General features: G+C 67.4%; 17 protein-coding genes. 5 read left to right on the forward strand and 12 right to left on the reverse strand.

Features of this window, described 5'->3' with window-relative positions; translation table 11 throughout:
• Window positions 1-6: 6 nt before the first annotated feature.
• From K7711_RS33280 to ccrA, 12 genes are all read right to left on the reverse strand, one after another.
• A complete protein-coding gene (locus K7711_RS33280; protein ID WP_222974416.1) occupies window positions 7-465 on the reverse strand; it encodes a MaoC family dehydratase in 459 nt (152 codons plus the stop codon).
• Window positions 462-1781, reverse strand: a complete 1320-nt coding sequence (locus K7711_RS33285; protein ID WP_308015063.1) for an MFS transporter — start codon at window positions 1779-1781, stop codon at window positions 462-464. The genes K7711_RS33280 and K7711_RS33285 overlap by 4 nt, the downstream gene beginning before the upstream one ends.
• Window positions 1778-3868, reverse strand: a complete 2091-nt coding sequence (locus tag K7711_RS33290; RefSeq protein WP_222974417.1) for an acetate--CoA ligase family protein — start codon at window positions 3866-3868, stop codon at window positions 1778-1780. Before K7711_RS33290 ends, K7711_RS33285 begins: the two co-directional genes overlap by 4 nt.
• Window positions 3868-4677, reverse strand: coding sequence for an enoyl-CoA hydratase/isomerase family protein (locus K7711_RS33295; RefSeq protein ID WP_222974418.1), 810 nt, complete (start codon window positions 4675-4677; stop codon window positions 3868-3870). Before K7711_RS33295 ends, K7711_RS33290 begins: the two co-directional genes overlap by 1 nt.
• Window positions 4674-6305 (reverse strand): monocarboxylate uptake permease MctP, encoded by a 1632-nt coding sequence (gene mctP / locus K7711_RS33300; RefSeq protein ID WP_222974419.1) that lies wholly within the window; start codon window positions 6303-6305, stop codon window positions 4674-4676. The genes K7711_RS33295 and mctP overlap by 4 nt, the downstream gene beginning before the upstream one ends.
• A complete protein-coding gene (locus tag K7711_RS33305) occupies window positions 6302-6577 on the reverse strand; it encodes a DUF3311 domain-containing protein (protein WP_222974420.1) in 276 nt (91 codons plus the stop codon). The genes mctP and K7711_RS33305 overlap by 4 nt, the downstream gene beginning before the upstream one ends.
• A gap of 86 nt (window positions 6578-6663) precedes the next feature.
• Window positions 6664-7764 (reverse strand): enoyl-CoA hydratase/isomerase family protein, encoded by a 1101-nt coding sequence (locus K7711_RS33310; RefSeq protein WP_222974421.1) that lies wholly within the window; start codon window positions 7762-7764, stop codon window positions 6664-6666.
• Complete coding sequence (locus K7711_RS33315; protein WP_222974422.1) at window positions 7757-9292, reverse strand: CoA-acylating methylmalonate-semialdehyde dehydrogenase; 1536 nt, start codon at window positions 9290-9292, stop codon at window positions 7757-7759. Before K7711_RS33315 ends, K7711_RS33310 begins: the two co-directional genes overlap by 8 nt.
• Before the next feature lie 25 nt (window positions 9293-9317).
• A complete protein-coding gene (locus K7711_RS33320) occupies window positions 9318-10478 on the reverse strand; it encodes an iron-containing alcohol dehydrogenase (RefSeq protein ID WP_222974423.1) in 1161 nt (386 codons plus the stop codon).
• A gap of 23 nt (window positions 10479-10501) precedes the next feature.
• Window positions 10502-11314, reverse strand: a complete 813-nt coding sequence (locus K7711_RS33325; protein WP_222974424.1) for an enoyl-CoA hydratase — start codon at window positions 11312-11314, stop codon at window positions 10502-10504.
• A 53-nt stretch (window positions 11315-11367) separates the two neighbouring features.
• Complete coding sequence (locus K7711_RS33330; protein WP_222974425.1) at window positions 11368-12348, reverse strand: NADPH:quinone oxidoreductase family protein; 981 nt, start codon at window positions 12346-12348, stop codon at window positions 11368-11370.
• Between the two features lie 25 nt (window positions 12349-12373).
• On the reverse strand, window positions 12374-13654 hold the full coding sequence (gene ccrA / locus K7711_RS33335) for a crotonyl-CoA carboxylase/reductase (protein ID WP_222974426.1): 1281 nt from the start codon (window positions 13652-13654) through the stop codon (window positions 12374-12376).
• A 297-nt stretch (window positions 13655-13951) separates the two neighbouring features.
• Here ccrA and K7711_RS33340 point away from each other — a divergent pair, with 297 nt between their 5' ends.
• From K7711_RS33340 to K7711_RS33360, 5 genes are all read left to right on the forward strand, one after another.
• Window positions 13952-14230 (forward strand): ArsR/SmtB family transcription factor, encoded by a 279-nt coding sequence (locus K7711_RS33340; RefSeq protein ID WP_235748150.1) that lies wholly within the window; start codon window positions 13952-13954, stop codon window positions 14228-14230.
• Between the two features lie 235 nt (window positions 14231-14465).
• Window positions 14466-15386, forward strand: coding sequence for an ABC transporter ATP-binding protein (locus tag K7711_RS33345; protein ID WP_222974428.1), 921 nt, complete (start codon window positions 14466-14468; stop codon window positions 15384-15386).
• A gap of 5 nt (window positions 15387-15391) precedes the next feature.
• Window positions 15392-16213 carry an ABC-2 transporter permease gene (locus K7711_RS33350; RefSeq protein WP_222974429.1) on the forward strand — a complete coding sequence of 274 codons (822 nt, stop codon included), beginning with the start codon at window positions 15392-15394 and terminating at the stop codon, window positions 16211-16213.
• Window positions 16214-16305: 92 nt separating this feature from the next.
• A complete protein-coding gene (locus K7711_RS33355; protein ID WP_222974431.1) occupies window positions 16306-17529 on the forward strand; it encodes a sensor histidine kinase in 1224 nt (407 codons plus the stop codon).
• On the forward strand, window positions 17526-18188 hold the full coding sequence (locus K7711_RS33360; protein ID WP_222974433.1) for a response regulator: 663 nt from the start codon (window positions 17526-17528) through the stop codon (window positions 18186-18188). The genes K7711_RS33355 and K7711_RS33360 overlap by 4 nt, the downstream gene beginning before the upstream one ends.
• Window positions 18189-18575 lie beyond the last annotated feature (387 nt).

Genomic DNA, 18575 nt, shown 5'->3' on the forward strand with positions numbered 1-18575 from the left:
CGCCGGTCAGGCCTTGCCAGGTGTGAGCGGCTGCGTGTAGCAGACCGCAGTGCCGTCGAGAACCACAGTTCCGTCCTGCCTGGTCACGGTGGTGACGAGTTCGGTCATCGGTTTGTCGGTGCGGGCGGCGACGACCTCCACCCGGCCGGTGATGGTGTCGCCGGGGCGAACCGGCGCTCGGAAGGCCCAGTTGACATTCAGGAAGACCGTGCCGGGCCCGGGGAGCTTCTCGGCGACGACGGCGTTGAGGATGGCGCTGGTCACCCCACCCTGAACGATGATTCCGCCGAATCGCGTCGACTTCGCCAACTCTTCGTCGTAGTGCAGCGGGTTCCGGTCACCGCTGAGTTCGGTGAACAGCGCAATATCGCGTTCGCTGACGGTCCGGGACAGCTGGGCGCTCTGGCCAACGTGCACGCGATGCTGCTCTGGAGTGTCGTGTGGCGGGTGGGACGAGGTGCTCATGCCGTTGGTCCTGACGATGTAGTCGACTGTCCTGCAGCAGGATTCGAATTCCCAGTGCCGTAGCTGGGCTCAGCTTCGCGGGCTCGGTCGAGTGTGCGGGTCAACACGATCATCGCGACCGCGCCGACGGCCGGGCCGACCGCCAGGGCTGCCAGCGCGGCGGACCACGAAACATGCTGGACGAGAACGGGAACCAGCCACAAACTCACGGTTGTGGTGAGGTAGCCGAGGGCGAGCTGGATCGATACGGCGCCCCCGACGTAGACCGGATCGGCGTGTTCGGTCACCAACGCGGAGAACTGAGCCGAGTCGGCGATGACCCAGAATCCCCAGAAGAGGCACAGCGGCAACACGATCCAGAGCGAATCGGCGCCGACGACACTCAGGATCAGGGCAGCGCCTCCCGAGCAGACCAGGCACGTCAACGCGGATCGAGATCGCCCATAACGGTCACTGAGCCCGCCTCCGACCAGACAGCCGAGCGCACCGACGCCGATGCACAGGAACGACAGGGCCGCGGAGAGCGGTTCGTAGTCGGCGCTGGAGGCGATCGCGGGAACGGTCGCCAGGAAGGCGCCGATCCACGCCCACATGGCATACAGCTCCCACATGTGGCCGACGTAACCGATGTTCGCGAGAGCGACCTTCTTGTCCCGCATACTGGCGAGCGCTGCCGCGAAACTGAAGGGGCGCTGCGGAAATGGGTAGGGGCCCGGACCACGTAAGGCCAGTACGAGCAGACCGCCGCCGGCGGTCATGATCGTGGTCGCGACGATGACGTACTGCCACGGCACGGATCCGAACGATCGAACCAGATGCGGAATCGCCGACCCCAGCGTGAGCGCACCGATCATCACGCCCAGTGCGGTACCGCGCCCGGTGCGGAACCAGGTGGAGACCTCCTTGAGGGCCGGTGGATAGATTCCCGCGAGGAACACCCCGGTCAGCACCCGCAGTGGGACGGCGAGGACCAGCCCGTGCGCCGCCAGCAACGCGATGTTGGCCAAAGCTGCCCCGATCGCGCCCAGGCACATCAGCTTCGGTGGCGCCACGGCGTCGGCCAGACCGGTCGCCGCCGAGGCCAGCGCCCCGACGACGAACCCGATCTGCACCGCGATCGTCAGCAGCGAGGATCCCGCCGGGCTGAGGTGCCAGATATCCACCAGCTGCGGAGCTACGAACGATGCCGAGAACCACACGCTCATCGACAGGAACGTGCTGACGGCGATCAGCAGGAGGGCAACGCCCGGCCGCCGAGCACCGGTGCTCGGCGGCGGTGCCGCGCTTGCCTGCGCTGCGCGCGCATCCGAGGTCACTTGCGGCCACTTCCGGGAGTTGTTCCTCGCGTCGTCATCCAGCGAATCGCACCGAGAGCGTCGATAGCGCGGTCCACGGAGTCGAACAGGGCCACGCCCGCGGCGGCGGCAACGGGACGAAGCTGCCGAACGAGTTCGTCCTGGTTGGCGTCGAATCCGCTACGCAGCACCAGTACGACGGGGGTGTCGCCGCGCGGGGCTTCCAGGATGTCCTGGGTCAGCATCCACACCAGCTTGTCGCCGTGCTCCACCGTCTTCATGTCGAAGACGGTGCCCAGGTCCAGGAAGGCGCAGATCGCGTCGATCGACTCGTCCTCGGCCACCGCGGTCACGATCGCGCCGGTGAAACTCCCGGACTCGTCGAACATCGACCAGATCGGAATGTCGATGGGGTTCGACAGGCTGCTGCCCGGTGCGTCGAACGGGGCGAGCCGGTCGCGGGTGGCCGCCGAGAACGGAGCCAACCGCAGGTCCCAGCGGTCCGCGCGGTCGGAGCCGACGACGGCCACTCCCCCGCCGCTGCCCAAGAGGGCCAGGTTGTCGCCACCGAGGCGGGGTACGAACTGCAATGCTGTCAGGACGTCGAGGAGTTGGTCGAGATCGTCGACCAGATGCACCCCGGCCTGTCGTGCGGCATCCTCGAGCAGCTGCGGGTCACTGGCCAGCGCGCCGGTATGCGAGGCGGCAGCCGCACCGCCAGCGGCCGTGCGTCCGCCCTTGAACAGGACCACCGGTTTGGTCATGGTGCGCGCCAGCCGGAAGAACTGCCCGGCCCATCGGTCGTCCTCGAGGTAGAAAGCGACGGCCTCGGTGCGCGGGTCCGCCTCGCAGAAGGCCAGCAGCTCCGCGGGGGTGACGTCGTCGCAGTTACCCACGGAGCTGACGAAGCTGAACCCGAGTCCCAGTTCGGTGCCACGTCGCAGGACATCGCCGGCATAGGTACCCGACTGCGAGACGAAGGCCAGATACCCCGGATTCGCAGTCGAGGCCCCAGGGCTGATCATCGTCACCCCCTCGTAGGCGGAGTAGTGGCCGATGCAGTTGGGCCCTAGAACACGTAGCGAGGTTCCGGACACGGCGTCCGCCAGAGGCTCCGTGTCGGCGGTGTACACATGTGCGGTGTGTGTGCCCCGATCGGCAAGTGCCCGAAGGGTATTCGGCACGGCGGCAGCCGGAACCGCGACCACCGCGCGATCCACGCCGACGGGCAACCCCGCGATGTCGGCGACGGTGGAAACACCGCAGATCTCGGCATTCTTACTGCTGACAGGGAAAATCCGCCCGGTGAAGCCGAAGTCGACGAGAGTGCGCACCGCCCGGTAGCCCATCTTGCGCTCGTCGGCCGAGGCTCCGATGATCGCCACCGACTGCGGATACACGGCCGGGCGCAGCGCCTCGTAGGCGGCCGCGATATCAGGTACCGCGTACTCCTGGTCATCGGAGCGGTCCAGCGCGGTGGCGCGGGCATCGACGGCGACGACCCGATCCGCGGTGATGACGACCGGGTTGAAGTCGACCTCGGTGATCTGCTCGCGCAACAGCATCCCCTCGGGCCCGCCGACGGCGAGCAGCGCGTGCACGAGGTCGTCGACCCGATCGGGAAAGCGCTTCAGGATCACCCGGCCCAATCGGGTGTGCGACACCATTTTTCGCGCACCGGCGGGGTCGATCGGGGCCAGTGCGAACACCACGTCGTCGAGGGTTTCGATGTCGACGCCGCCGTGCCCGAACATCACCACCGGCCCGAAGCCGGGAGCACGCAGGCCGCCTACGACTGCCTCGATTCCCGCGTCGACCATGGCTTCCACGGTGACGCCGCGCGGATTCACCCCTGCCGCGCGCTGGCTGTCCAGCAACGTCCGCGTGCGGGTGCGGACCTCTTCGGGCGCGACCCCGAGCAGTACGCCGCCGGCCTTGCTCTTGTGGACGACTTCGTCGGCGACGAGTTTGATCGCCACCGGGACCCCGAGCGTCGCCGCGATGCGGTGAGCGTCGTCCGCGGACGCGGCGAAGGTGATGGCGTTGGCGGGCACGCCGTAGCCGATCGCCAGATCCCGGACCGCGTCTTCACGTAGTCGCGGGTTCATCACTGCACCCCTGCCTTGTCGAGCCTGTCCTGGAGATCGGCGGGCGCGTCGGGGTAACGCGGGGGCCGCTTCTCCAGGAACGACCGCACGCCTTCATCGCCGTCGGGCAGGTCCCGGACCGTCTGCGCCAGTGCGGGTTCCAGCGCCGCACCGGCCCGCAGACCGTGCTGCAGCGTCGTGCGCAGTCCGGTCTTGATGGCCCGCACGACCGCCGGAGAGACCTCGCTGATTTCGTCGGCCAACGCCAGTGCCTGGTCGAGAGTGTCAGCGGGGTCGCAGATCTCGTGCACGAAGCCGGTCTTCCGGGCGGTGAGCGCGTCCACGGGGTTCGCGGTGGTCAGCATGGCGAATGCGACCGGGTAACCGACCAGGTCGAGCAGGCGGCTGAGCTGGCCGCCGACCGGCACGAGGCCGATCCGGGCTCCCACGGCGCAGAACCGTGCGTTGTCTCCCGCGATGCGGATGTCGCAGTTCAGCGCGAGGATGAAACCCGCGGCGTAGGCGGCCCCGTTGACCGCGCCGATGACGGGTGTGCCGAGTTCGGCGGGCAGCGTGAACGCGGCGTTGGCCTCGGGATCTCCTGCGGTCTCGGGGTTTTCGAGCACATCCTGCAGATCGTGCCCGGAGGAGAACACGTCCCGGCTGCCGGTCACCACGATGCAGCGCACCGTGGGATCCCGGTCTGCCGCTAGCAGCATGTCGCGCAGCATCGGGGCCATGTCCGCGCTGAAGGCGTTGCGCTTGGCCGGGTTGGTGATGGTCAGGATTCGTACCGGACCACGGTCGGACCGGGTGATTGTTGCTGTCATGAGATTGAACTCTCTTTCTGGGTATTACTGGCCGAAAAAGTTGCGGCGGAGCGGTTTTCCGACCGCGCCCCGGCCCCCTCAATGGCCGGGGCGCTGCCGTGGCCCCGCATTGCCCGCAGCTGCCGTGCCGCCAGCGCCCACACGAGCGTGACCAGCAGATTGAGGATCAGGGCGGAGATCGCGATGTACATCGGCGACGACAGGAAGAACGGGGCCGCGGTGGACCCACCGAAATGATGTGCGTTCGAGGAGGACACGTTGTACGCGGCGACCGTGCCGTAGACGATGCCCACTGCCCACCCCGCCAGCACCGCACGGCTGTCGGAGAAGCGGACCACGAACAGTCCCAGCAGCACCGCGGGCAGCGTCTGCAGGATCCAGATGCCGCCGAGGAGCTGGAAGTTGAGCGCGAACTGACTGTCCAGGGTCAGCACGAACACCAGTGCCCCGAGTTTGACGAGCACCGACACGATCTTGGAGATCCGGGTCTCGCGCCGGGCGTTCGGCGCGGTGCGAGAGAACTGTTGAATAATGTTGCGGCTGACCAGATTTCCCGCCCCGATCGCCATGATTGCAGCCGGGACGAGTGCGCTCATCGCGATCGCGGCGAAGGCGACGCCGACGAACCAGGACGGAAACATCGTGGCCAGCAACTGCGGAACGGCGAACTGCGGGTTGCCGTCGAGGGGTTTGATGCCCGCCGCCAGCGCCATCATCCCGAGCAGCGCGACGAAGCCGAGCAGCACGGTATAGATCGGCAGCACCGCCATGTTCCGGCGCACGGTCCTGGCGCCGCGGGCGGAGAACACACCGGTGATCGAATGCGGATAGAGGAAGAACGCCATCCCGGAGCCGAGCGCCAAAGTCGCGTAGACACTGGCGTTCACGCCGATCGTCGCTCCCTGCGGGTCGGTGCTGTGTGTCTTGGCGGCGATCGCCTGACCCGCGTGGGAGAAGATGGCGCCGAATCCGCCGAGTTTGATCGGGATGACGATCACCGCGACGATCACGACGAGATAGATCAGGATGTCCTTGACGAAGGCGATCAACGCCGGCGCACGAATTCCCGACGAGTACGTGTACGCCGCCATCACACCGAACGCGATGAACAGCGGTAGGTGGCCGACGACCCAGGTGGCCTGCGGCCCCGCCTTGACCCCCATCGCGGCGAACACCACTTCGAGCCCGATGAGCTGTAGAGCCAGGTAGGGCAGCGTAGCCAGCAGCCCGGTGATCGTGATCGCCAGCCCGAGCGTCCGCGACTTGAATCGATCGTTGATGAAGTCGGTGAGAGTGACGTACCCCTTCTCGTGAGCCAGCCGGACCAACCGGGGAAGGAACACGAACCCCAGCGCGTACAACACCACAGCATTGGGCACGGCGTAGAACCCGAACGCACCGAGACTGAAGATCGCGGCCGGCACCGCGATCAACGTATACGCGGAGTACAGATCACCACCGAGCAGGAACCAGGTGACGAATCCGCCGAACCCGCGCCCGCCCAACGCCCACTCGTCGAGATGGTTGAGGTCCTGGGCGCGTCGCCAACGGCTCGCGACGAATCCCAATCCGGTGACGAGCACGAACAGCACGAGGAACACCGTGAAGGTGACGGCATTGAATGTCATTGCGCATCAGCGCCTTCGGCCTCGTGCCGGAAGGCGATCAGGTAGACGGTGCCGCATCCGGCCGCCGCAGCGACGGCCATCGCCATCTGAAACCAGTAGAAGAACGGAATGCCCGCCACAGCCGGCCCGGATCGCTGGTACAGCGGTACCGCCAGTGAAAGCACCACCGGTGCGGTGATCAGGAGGGCGCAGATCACCCACTTGGGAAGTGACGCAGACGTGTGCTGCGAGGCTGCCGGTGGTGGTGCGGTCGGGTGGTCGGGTGGTTTCATGTCGACACTCCACTGTGCTGATGAGGTGAAACGATTGCCCGGATCCGGGCGGAGTTGTGGTGCGGAACGGCGGATCACGCCGGGCCCTACGGCAGCGCGGGTGCCGCCGTCAGGGAGTTCGGTGCCGTGGCGCGGTTCCACAGACCGGCCTCGGCGTAGTCGAACGACTGTGCTTCAGGTGCGGCCCATTTCGGCGATCGGTCCTTGTCGACCAGACCCGCGCGCACTCCTTCGATGAAGTCGTGAGTACGGACGAGGCCGGACGAGATTCGCAGTTCCATGGCCAGGCACTGCCGTAGCGGCAGTTGCCGACCGGCGGTGAGCGCGGCCAGAGTGACCTCGAGGCTGAGCGGTGACGCCGCGTCCAGGGCCGTGAGAGTCTCTTGCGCCCAGGGACTTCCGACTTCGATGAGCCGTGATCGAATGACCGTCATGCTCGGAGAGGCGAAGCAGTGATCGATCTCGCCGCGGTGGCCGGCCAGCTGCCCGGGCTCGGGCATCGTCGATGGCGCCAGTGACCGCAGCGCTTCGTCGATCGAACGGTCCTGCCGATCCAGTGCCGCGGTCACCGCGTCGATGTCCGTGACGAGATGGGTGCCCAGGCCGGTGTGGAGAGCATCCGAGGCATCGAGCCGGTAGCCGGTCAGCCCGATGTACGTGCCCAGCGCACCGGGCAGCCGAGACAGGAAGTAGCTCGCGCCGACGTCGGGGAAGAAGCCGATGGCGGTCTCGGGCATGGCAAGCACAGCGCGCTCGGTGAGCACCCGGAACGCACCGTACACCGACAGTCCCAGACCGCCGCCCATGCAGATGCCGTCGATCAGGGACACGACCGGCGTCTCGAACCCGGCCAGCCGCGCGTTGAGCGCATATTCGGCGGAGAAGAATTCGACGCTGTCGTCGTGCCGTCCCTCGACGGTGTTCTGCCGGATCCGGCGAATGTCCCCGCCGGCGCAGAACGCCTTCGGGCTGGTGCTTTCCAGGACCAGCACCGAACCCGGGGCCTGCGACCATTCGTCGAGACAGCGGTGGAACTGTTCGATCATGGGCAAGGTCAGCGCGTTGAGGGCCTTGGGCCGGTTGAGCAGGATTCGGCCCACGCGGCCGTCCCGCACGAACATCACCTCGTCGTCGCCGGATGCGGAGTCCTGTTCCCGCACAGCAGAACTGATCTGTGTCTCAGTCATGGGTCGGCATCGCGAACTCGGCGCGGACCTGGATGTCGTTCGGCCAGCGGGTGGTCGCGGTCTTGTTCCGGGTGTAGAAGCGCACGCCCTCGGGGCCGTGGATGTGGTGGTCACCGAACAGGGACCGCTTCCAGCCGCCGAACGAGTGGAACGCCATCGGCACCGGGATCGGCACGTTCACACCGACCATGCCGGCCTTGACGTTGTGCAGGTAGGTGCGGGCGGTACTCCCGTCGGCGGTGAAAATGGCTGTGCCGTTGCCGAATTCGTGATCGTTGACCAGTTGCAGTGCCTCGGCGAACGATTCGGCCCGCACGATGGACAGCACGGGGCCGAAGATCTCTTCCAGGTAGATCCGCATGGACGGGGTCACGTGGTCGAAGAGGGTGCCACCGAGGAAGAATCCCTTCCCGACCGCGTCCGGAATGGTCTCGCGGCCGTCGACGACCAGTTCTGCGCCCTCCTCGACACCGGTGGCGACGTATGCGGCCACTTTGTCCCGGTGTGCGCCGGTGACCAGCGGACCCATCTCCACGCCGTCCCGGGTGCCGGGTCCGACTTCGAGTTCGGCCAGCGCGGCCACCAGACGCTCGCGTAGAGCTGCGGCGGTCTCGGCACCCACGGGAACGGCCACGGAGATGGCCATGCACCGTTCACCGGCCGACCCGTAGGCGGCGCCCATCAGTGCCGAGACGGCCTGGTCCAGGTCGGCGTCGGGCATGATCACCATGTGGTTCTTGGCGCCGCCTAGCGCCTGGACGCGTTTGCCGTTGGCGACCGCGGTCGTGTGGATGTATTCGGCGATCGGAGTCGAGCCGACGAAGCTGATCGCTTCGACCTGATCATGTGCCAGCAGCGCGTCCACGGCCACCTTGTCACCGTGCACGACGTTGAACACCCCGTCGGGCAGACCTGCCTCGGTGAGCAGACGGGCAAGTTCCACGCTGAGCGTGGGATCCTTCTCGGACGGCTTCATCACGAACGTGTTCCCGCACGCCAGCGCGACCGGGAACATCCACATCGGCACCATCGCCGGGAAATTGAACGGCGAGATTCCGGCCACCACGCCCAGCGGCTGGCGGAAGGTGAGGCCGTCGACATTGCGGCCGACGTTCTCGGAGAACTCGCCCTTGAGCATCTGTGGTATGCCACAGGCGAATTCGACGACCTCCAAGCCGCGGGTGACCTCTCCCCTGGCGTCGGAGAGCACCTTGCCGTGTTCGCTGGTGATCAAGGCCGCCAACCGATCGGCGTGCTGATCGACCAGGTCCCGGAAGCGGAACAGCACCCGGGCGCGGACATGCGGCGGAGTGGCCGACCAGGCCGGGAACGCCTCGGCCGCGGCAGTGACCGCCGCGTCGACATCGGCGGCGGTCGCCATGGCCACGAGTCCGGTGACCTCGCCGGTGGCCGGGTTGTACACATCGGCGCGGGCGGCCCGCGGGTTCACAACGAGCTGCCCGCCGATGTAGTGGTCGATATCGGCAGTCGTGGTGCCCGACCGCTCGGTGGTGAATGTTGCTGTCATATCGGTTGTTTCCTCCTCGGAAGTGTCAGCCGTAGATCTGGGCGTAGAGGTCGCGGATCTCGGTGTCGGTGGGCACGCGGGGGTTGTTGGCCGGTGATCCCGAGGCCAGCGCCTGCTCGGCCATCAACGGGGTCAGTTCGTCCCAGCGTGTTCTGTCGATGCCGTACTCGCGTGGAGTGGGCACTCGGACGTCGGCGCACAGTTCGCGCAGCCCATCGACCAGCGCGGCCGCAGCGGCCGGATCGGAATCGGACTGCGCCGCGACTCCGAGCGCCCTGGCACAGTCGGCGTAGCGGCCCGGCGCCGCGTCCACCGAGAACGCCGTGACGGCCGGGAAGAGCATCGCGTTCGAAAGGCCGTGCGCAACATGGAAATGCGCACCGATCGGCCGACTCATGCCGTGCACCAAGGCCACGCTGGAATTGGAGAACGCGATGCCGGCCTGGGTGGCCGCCAGCATCATGTCGGCACGGGCCTCGATATCACTGCCGTCAGCGTAGGCCCGGCGAAGCACACGCCCGATGGTCCCGATCGCGACCAGGGCCAGGCTGTCCGCGAAGGGATTGGACTTTCGGCTGACATACGCTTCCACCGCGTGCGTCAGCGCGTCGACACCGGTATCCGCGGTCAGCCGCGCCGGCATGGATTCGGTCAGCTCGTAGTCGATGACGGCAGCCTGCGGCAGGAACGCCAGGCCCGGGCACAACATCTTCTCGTTCGTCTCACTGTCGCTGATGACGGTGAACTGCGTTGCCTCCGAACCACTTCCGGCCGTGGTCGGCACCGCGACGATCGGCAGGGCAGGGCCTGTGTTGATCACCGGCGCCTTGTAGTCGCGCATCTGCCCGCCCCGCTCGCCGAGCAATGCCAGAGCCTTGGCGGTGTCCATCGGGCTTCCGCCACCGAAACCGATGACGGCGTCGGCGGCGTGTTCGCGAATGGCATCCAGGCCTGCCGCGAGCGAGGCCGTCGTCGGATCGGGCACGGTGCCGTCGAACAGGCGCGGGGTCAGGCCCGCGGCTTCGAGGTACTTCATCATGCGGTCCGCCGCGCCGTTCCCGGCGAGGAACGCATCGGTGACGACCAGCGGACGCTCGACACCGAGGCCGGCCACCACCTCACCGATGTCGCGAACCGCGCCGCCGCCGATCCGCATGACGCGGGGCAGAGCAATAGCTGTGCTCATGGAGTCTGCATTCCTTCCTGGTGTCACCGGTTGTTGAAAGCCGGCTTGCGCTTCTCGACGAAGGCCGCCATGCCTTCGGTCTGACCGTCGGTGGCGAACGCGGCGTGGAACAGCCGCCGTTCGAACCGAAGTCCCTCGCGCAGCGGCGTTTCGAAGGCGGCGTTCACCGCTTCCTTGGCCATCAGGGTCGAGGGCCGGGAGAAGTTCGCGATCTTGGTGGCGACCGCGATCGCTTCGTCGATCAGGGCATCGGCCGCGACGATGCGCGCGACGAGCCCGATGCGCTCGGCTTCGTCGGCGTCGATGGTGCGGCCGGTCAGGACCATGTCCATCGCCTTGGATTTGCCCACCGCCCGGGTGAGACGCTGAGTGCCGCCGGCGCCGGGCAGGATCCCGATCGTGATCTCGGGCTGCCCGAACTTCGCGGTGTCCGCGGCGATGATCATGTCGCAGCTCATCGCCAGTTCGGCCCCGCCGCCCAGGGCGTAGCCGGCGACCGCCGCGATGATCGGTTTGCGTACGGTGGCCGCGCGCTCCCAGGTCGAGGTGATGAAGTCCTCGAGGTAGACGTCGCTGAAGGACTTCGGCTGCATTTCCTTGATGTCGGCGCCCGCGGCGAATGCCTTTGCGCTGCCGGTCAATACCACCGCGCCGATGCTGTCGTCGGCTTCGGTCGCATCCAGGGCGTGGGTCAGTTCGACCGTCAGCGCATCGCACAGGGCGTTGAGTGCCGCGGGACGATCGAGGGTGATCAGCGCGACCGGTCCGCGGCGTTCGACGCGCAGGTGCTCGTATGCGACATCTGTGCCGGTTACCGGTTCGTCGATCGCGGTCATGTGGTGTCCCTTTCCTGATGTGCTGATTCGTTCTCGTGGTTCTCGATGCCCGCTCAGGGCACAACGACGGTCTTGCCCCGGGTACGGCCGCTCGCGAGGCGATCCAATGCCGCCGGGACGTCGCCGAAGCTGTGCTCCGTGATGAGCGGGCTGATCGCGCCGGACCGTGCCAGCGCGAAGATCTCGGCTTGCGCCTGCCGGACGAGAGCCGGCCGATGGCGGCGGTACAGCGTCCAGTGCAGCCCGGCGATCGTGTAGTTCTTCACGAACGCGTGATTGAGTTCGGGCGCGGGGATGGTGCCGCTGGCAAATCCGACCACGACGATGGTTCCTTCGAACCCGATGTACTTGGTCGCCCGCTGGTAGGCGTCGCCTCCCACCGGGTCGAAGACGATATCCGCGCCCGCCGGGGCGAATTCCCGGACCCGCGTGATGACGTCTTCGGCAGCTCCGTCGATCGCCAGATCCGCACCCATCTGTAGGACAGTATCGACTTTCGCTGGGCCGGAAGCGATTCCGATCACTCGTGCTCCGGCGGCGCGGGCCACCTGGACGGCGGCCGAGCCGACGCCACCGGCCGCCGCGGTCACCACCACGACATCACCCTCGCGCACCGTGGCCCGGCGATGCAGTCCGAGCCACGCGGTCAGATACGTCAGATGCAGTGTCGCGGCAACGGATTCGTCGATGCCGTCCGGCACGGCCAGCGCATCGGAGGCTCCCATCAGCGCGAGTTCGGCGAAACCGCCGTGCGGCAGGACCGGCTGTCCCACCACGCGCGTCCCGCGCAGAGCGGGGTCGACTCCGTCGCCGACCTCGTCGACGATGCCGCACACCTCGAGGCCCGGAGTGAACGGCATCGCCGGCTTCTCCTGATATCCGCCGCGGCACAGCAGGATGTCGGCGAAGTTGCACGAGGAGGCCGCGACCCGCACCCGCACCTGCCCGGCCGCGGGCTGCGGGTCGGGCATGCTCTCCCACCGCATCACCTCGCCGGGTTCACCGAATTCGCGCACGGTCCACGCGCCGGCCATCGTGCGTCTCCTCACGTCGATTGCTTCAGTCGCGACGGCCGTCTTCGGGGTCGGGCGCGCCGAGGAGGTGCACCGTATTGCCGAAAACCTCTTCGCCCCTGCCCATCTGGGCGTGCGACAGCGGGATGTCGTCCATCGGCAGGACCCGCCCGACGCACGGGTCGATCCGCCCGTCGACGACCAACTGGTTGTAGACCCGCGCCTGCTCGTCGTTGGTTCCGTGCGAGCCCTGCAGCCGCTTCTGACGCGTCCAGTGGTAGCGCAGGTCGACCATCGCATCGAAACCCGTTGTGCCGGCGCAGATCACCACCATTCCGCCGGGGCGGCAGACGAAGACACTGGTGGGCACGGTGGACGCACCGGGGTGCTCGAACACGATCGCTGGATCTTCCCGCCCCCCGGCGATCTCCCAGAGCCGCTTGCCGAATGCGCGGGCACCTGCGGTCCACGCCTTCTGCCCGGCCGAATCGTCGACCAGTGGCGGCACACCCCAGTGGTCGAATTCGCGGCGGTTGATGTAGCCGATGGCCCCGTACTTCATCGCGAAAGCGCCACGCGCGTCATCGGATACGACGGCCACGGCCCGCCCGCCCGCGGCGGCCACCAGCTGGCTGGCCTGCGTGCCCAGGCCACCCGACCCGCCCCAGACCAGGACCAGATCACCGTCGGTCACGGTATTGCCGGCCCAGCCGTGCAGCATGCGGTAGGCGGTGGTGCCGACCAGGGTCGGCGCGGCGGCCTGGGCCCAGCTCAGGTGCGGCGCCTTCGGCAGCAGCTGATGTGCCTGGACCCGGGCGAACTGGCCGAACGACCCGAAATTCGTGTCGTAGCCCCAGATCTTGGCGCTCGGCCCGATCATCGCATCGCGCCCCGCCTGCACCCAGGAGTCGTTCTCGTCCCACACGCCCGGGTGCACGACCACCTCGTCGCCGACGGCAACCCCGTCGACGGCCTCGCCGATCGCATAGACGATGCCCGAGGCGTCCGAGCCGCCGACGTGGAAGTCCTCGACCTCTCCCTGGCGCTGTCTCGTGGCGACCTGATCGACCGGGTATCCCCTTGCGGCCCAGACGTTGTTGTAGTTGACGCCCGCGGCCATGACCGCGATCAGCACCTCACCGCGCCCGAGCGCCGGAGTGTCGATCACCTCGTGGGCGAACGCCGTCGCGGGATCCCCGTACCGGCTCTGCCGGACGACTTGCGCGTGCATCCGCCGAGGCACCACGCCCAGCGGCGGCAGAGTGCCGACATCGACGACGTCGACACCGGAGTCGGCTACCGACACGCGTGCTGTGGGGTCGCTCATCAGGATCCTTCCAAATTCGTAGAACTATCGAAGCTTCTGGTCGGCACGTGCCCCAGGCGTGATTTGCCACCCGGATCGCTCGCTCAGCCGATGTGTGCCAAGTCTCAGCGATCACCTGAATGTGATCAACGACCAATCCGGCACACACCTATGCATTTCTGCAGGACTGCTGGACAGCGGCCGTTGTCGCCGTCACCGGCCGATCAGCGGCCGCATCGTGGCTATAGTCGGGGTCACCCGCAACCACATGCCTGTCGAAGGAATGTCGTGGATCTGCCCCGGACGTATGCTCCCCCGTTGCAGGATTTGGTCCAGGTCTTCAAAGCCCTGGCCGACCCTGTGCGCCTGGACTTGTTGCGGCGCATCGCCGCCGTGCCGCAAATGCCCTGCACCGATCTCGTGGACGAGTCCCACGTGTCCGCCTCGACGGTGTCCTACCACGTCAAGGTGCTGCGCACCGCCGGCCTGGTCGACGTCCGCAAGGAGGGACGCAACTTCTTCTACACCTACCGCCCCGCGACAGCGCACCATCTCGCCGCGGCCCTCGACGAACTCGGCGCAGCCGCCTCGCGGTAGAACTCGTGGAACGTCACTGAACGACAGCGTCATTCGAGGAGATCTCGCGCAGCTATTCCATTGCGGGCCAGGCGACTACGGCGATGTTCGGCGCAGCGCCGCCACCGCAGGTGTACCGCGGTACTACCGTCGACCGATCATTTCCGCCCGTGGGCCCACGATTCGGGACAGTTCCGGCCCTAGTTTCGAAGACGCATCCGGAAAACCGGCACGCGTCGCTCGGCAAGGAGGTTTCATGATCGAGGTCCGCGAACTCACCAAGCGGTACGGGGACAGAAGCGCGGTTGCGGGGTTGAGTTTCACAGCCCGGCCCGGCCGGGTCACCGGCTTTCTCGGGCCCAACGGGGCCGGGAAATCGACCACGATGCGGATGATCGTGGGCTTGGACGCCCCGACGAGCGGGTCGGCTCTGGTCAACGGCAAACCCTATGCTGCGCACCAGGATCCACTGCGGGAGCTGGGCTGCCTGCTGGAGGCGAAGTCCGTGCATCCCGGGCGCACGGCGGTCGGTCATCTGATGGCGCTGGCCCACACCCACGGCATATCCCGCCGCCGGGTGGACGAGGTCATCGAACTGGCAGGCTTGCACGCGGTGGCCGGTAAACGGGTGGGCAAGTTCTCCCTGGGCATGGGACAACGGCTGGGCGTCGCAGCGGCACTACTGGGTGACCCGGCAGTGGTCATGCTGGACGAACCCGTCAACGGGCTCGATCCCGAGGGCGTGCGCTGGGTTCGGCAGTTGTTGCGCGGGCTGGCCGCCGAAGGCCGCACGGTCCTGCTGTCGTCGCATTTGATGAGCGAAATGGCGCAGACCGCAGACGATCTCGTCGTCATCGGCCGCGGCCGGCTGCTCGCCGACACCACCGTCGAGGACCTGATGCAACAGACCGGGGGCCGGGCGGTGAAGGTCGTGACCAGTGAGACCGCACGGCTGCGGGCCCTGCTGTCGGATCCCGACGTGACGATCACCTCCGACGGCGAGCACATGCTCGTCACGGGCATCGACGCCAGCGGCATCGGTCGGATCGCCGCTCGGCACCAGATCCCGCTGTCCGAGCTCACTCCTCGATCACAGTCGCTGGAGGACGCTTTCATGCAGCTGACCCACGACGCTGTCGAATACCAGACCACCACGGACGCCGGAAAGGCCGCGTGACACCCATGACGACTACCGTCGAACCAGCCGCACCCACCGATGTCGATCCGGTGCACCGAGTCACGATCAGCCGGGTGATCCGATCCGAATGGTCGAAGCTGTGGTCGCTGCGATCCAGCTGGGCAACCCTCGGCATCGCCCTGTTGTTCCTCGTCGGTCTCGGCACCGTGGCCGCGGCCCTGTACTCGCCGACCGGGCCGATGGGCAGTGACCACTCCGGCGGGGCGGCGGTGACATTGGCACTGTCGGGCACCAACCTGGCCGCCCTGGCCGTCGGTGCGCTGGGAGTGCTGTTGTCGGCCGGTGAATACGGCACCGGCATGGTCCGCTCGACCTTCGCGGCAGTGCCGAAACGGCTGCCGGTGTTGTGGGCGAAATCCCTGGTCCTAGGCCCGACCGCATTCTTGTCCTGTACCGTCGCGGCGGTGGCGTCATTCCTGTTCGGCAGCGCCATACTGCACGGACAGGCAATTGCGGTGTCGCTCGGACATGCGGACGTGCTGCGTTGTCTCGTGGGCGCGGGATTCTATTTGGGATTCGTGGCCGTGCTCGGGGTGACGGTGGGAATGCTGGTGCGCAACAGCGCCGCCGGCATCGCGATCCTCGCCGGCGTCGTGCTGGTCCTTCCCGGCCTGACCGGACTGCTGCCCGGTTCCTGGTCCGACACGGTCAACCGTTTCCTTCCCAGCAGTGCAGGCCAATCCCTGACCAGCGCGACCCAACCGGCTCACCTCTTCGGCCCTGCGGCCGGCCTGTTCGTCCTGGTCGGATGGGCGATCGTGCTGCTGGCCGGAGCCGCCTACCGGCTGCGCCGCACCGACGTATGACGACCGGGGCCGACACCGCGGATAAGGAGACTTCGGTGCGGGAAGACACACCGGCGACCTTCCCGGCCCCGGCCAGGGAGGTGCCGGCGACCATGAGGGCTCTGCTTCGTCTTCGCCAGCTTCTGCAAAGCATCGACCGGCGGCACCCCTGGCTGTTGGACTCGATGCTGATGTTGCTGGTCGCGGCGGCGGTCCCGCCGAATCTGTTCACCAACGGTCACGCCCAGTCGGTCACACCCCGCCTCGTGGGAGCGAATCTCCCGATCGCCGTGGTCACGACCGTGGCAATCGTGCTGATCGCACCGCTGTGGTGGCGCCGACGGCATCCCGTCGCAGTGTTTCTGGTGATGGCGCCGATTTGCCTGCTGCTGTGGGCGCTGGGCGCCGGACCGGCCGGTGCCGCGGCCCTGCTGATCGTCCTGTACAACCTGGTCGTGACCGGGCCGGCGCGCGTCGTGCCTCGGGCGCTGGCGGCTGCGCTGCCGGTCTGGGTGGCAGTCGCGCTCGCGGTGATTCGGCCGGCGAGTCCCGTCGCATTCCTGGTGTCGTCGATCGGCCTCGGTTCGGCGGCCGTGGCATTGGGACTCACCGTACGGGTCCGACGCCTGTATCTCGCGGTGTTGCAAGACCGGGCAGTGCGGCTGGAGGTCGAACAGGATCAGCGGGCGCGTCTCACCGCGGCGGCCGAACGTTCCCGAATCGCGCGCGACATGCACGACATCGTCGGCCACAACCTGTCGATCATGGTCAACCTCGCCGATGGCGCCGCCGCCCTGAACTCCAGTGATCCCGAACGAGGAGGGCAGGCCCTGCACCTCATCGCCGATACCGGCCGACAAGCCATGGACGAGCTGCGCCGCGTTCTCGGCGTGCTACGCGAATCCGACGACGAAATCACCACCCGGTCACCGCAACCCGGCATCGGTGACCTGGATGCCCTGATCGCCCGGGTGCGGGATGCGGGCCCCGCAGTCACCTACCGCACCGAAGGACCGGTCGCCGGCCTCGGAACCGGCTTGCAGCTCACCATCTTCCGCATCGTGCAGGAAGCGCTGACCAACACGATCAAACACGCCGGACCCACCGCAGCGGCCGAGGTATCGATCACCATCGACCAGGACCGGATCTGCGTGGCCATCAGCGATAACGGATCATCAGCCGCATCTGGTTCCGCCGGCGTGCCCGGACACGGACTGACCAGCATCCGCCAGCGAGCCGCGCTCTACGACGGCACAGTCACCATCGGACCACGCCGCGACGGCACCGGGTGGGCCGTCGACGTCGCACTCCCCCGGCTCACGGGTCCGGCCTCATGACCACGATCCTGATCGCCGACGACCAGCCACTGCAGCGGATGGGTTTTCGCATGTTGTTGGACGCCACCCCCACGATGACGGTGGTCGGCGAGGCCGACAACGGCGCGCAGGCGATCCGGATGGCGAGCGACCTGTCCCCCGATGTAGTGCTCATGGACGTCCGCATGCCCGGAGTCGACGGGATCGAGGCCACCCGCCGGATCGCAGCCACCGGCGGCCGCACACGCGTGCTGATACTCACCACCTTCGACCTCGACGAATACGCCTACGCCGGACTCCGCGCCGGTGCCAGCGGATTCCTGCTCAAGGACGCCCACCCCGATGAACTCCTCGCCGGAATCCGCGCCGTCGCCAGCGGGGACGCCGTCGTGTCTCCCCGCCTGACCCGGCGCCTGCTCGACGCTCACGCGCACAACGTCCTCGCACCCGATACACCACCCGTCGACCCGCGTCTGAATACCCTCAGCCCGCGTGAACGCGAGGTCTTGGTCGCGATCGGCCAGGGATGGACGAATGCCGAGATCGCGGAGCATCTCGTGCTCACCGAATCCACGGTGAAGAAGCACGTCGGACGGGTACTCGCCAAAGTCGGCGCCCGCGATCGCGTCCAAGCCGTGATCGTCGCCTACGACGCCGGGCTCGTCACGCCCAGGAGCTGACCCGAGGATACCCGCCGATCGCAGCCGAAGTCCCTGTCCCGCAATTCATTCACCGGTGTGCGGTGTCAGGAAGTGGCGGTGCGGCACCGGCGATCAATTCCAGCCGTCTGGTACCGCGGTCCCACCGCTGCGGGCCAATTCGGTTCCGCAGCACCATATTTGCGCCCCCGCCCCACATCTAGCCTCATGGTGCAGCAGCGCGAATGCCCGAGGCAGGTGCGGGTCCGATCCGATTCCGCGGAGGATGTTCCGATAGCGACCCCCTCACCGAGGCCGCCCTCTTGAGGACGGAATTCCGTTGCGCCGCCTCCATTTCGGAGACGCGAACAAGATTGGAGATTACCTATGACATCGGCGAGAACAGCGGCTCGGTGCGGAGTTGCGGCG

It is taken from the genome of Nocardia coffeae, from assembly GCF_019890715.1.
Lineage (GTDB): Bacteria > Actinomycetota > Actinomycetes > Mycobacteriales > Mycobacteriaceae > Nocardia > Nocardia jiangxiensis.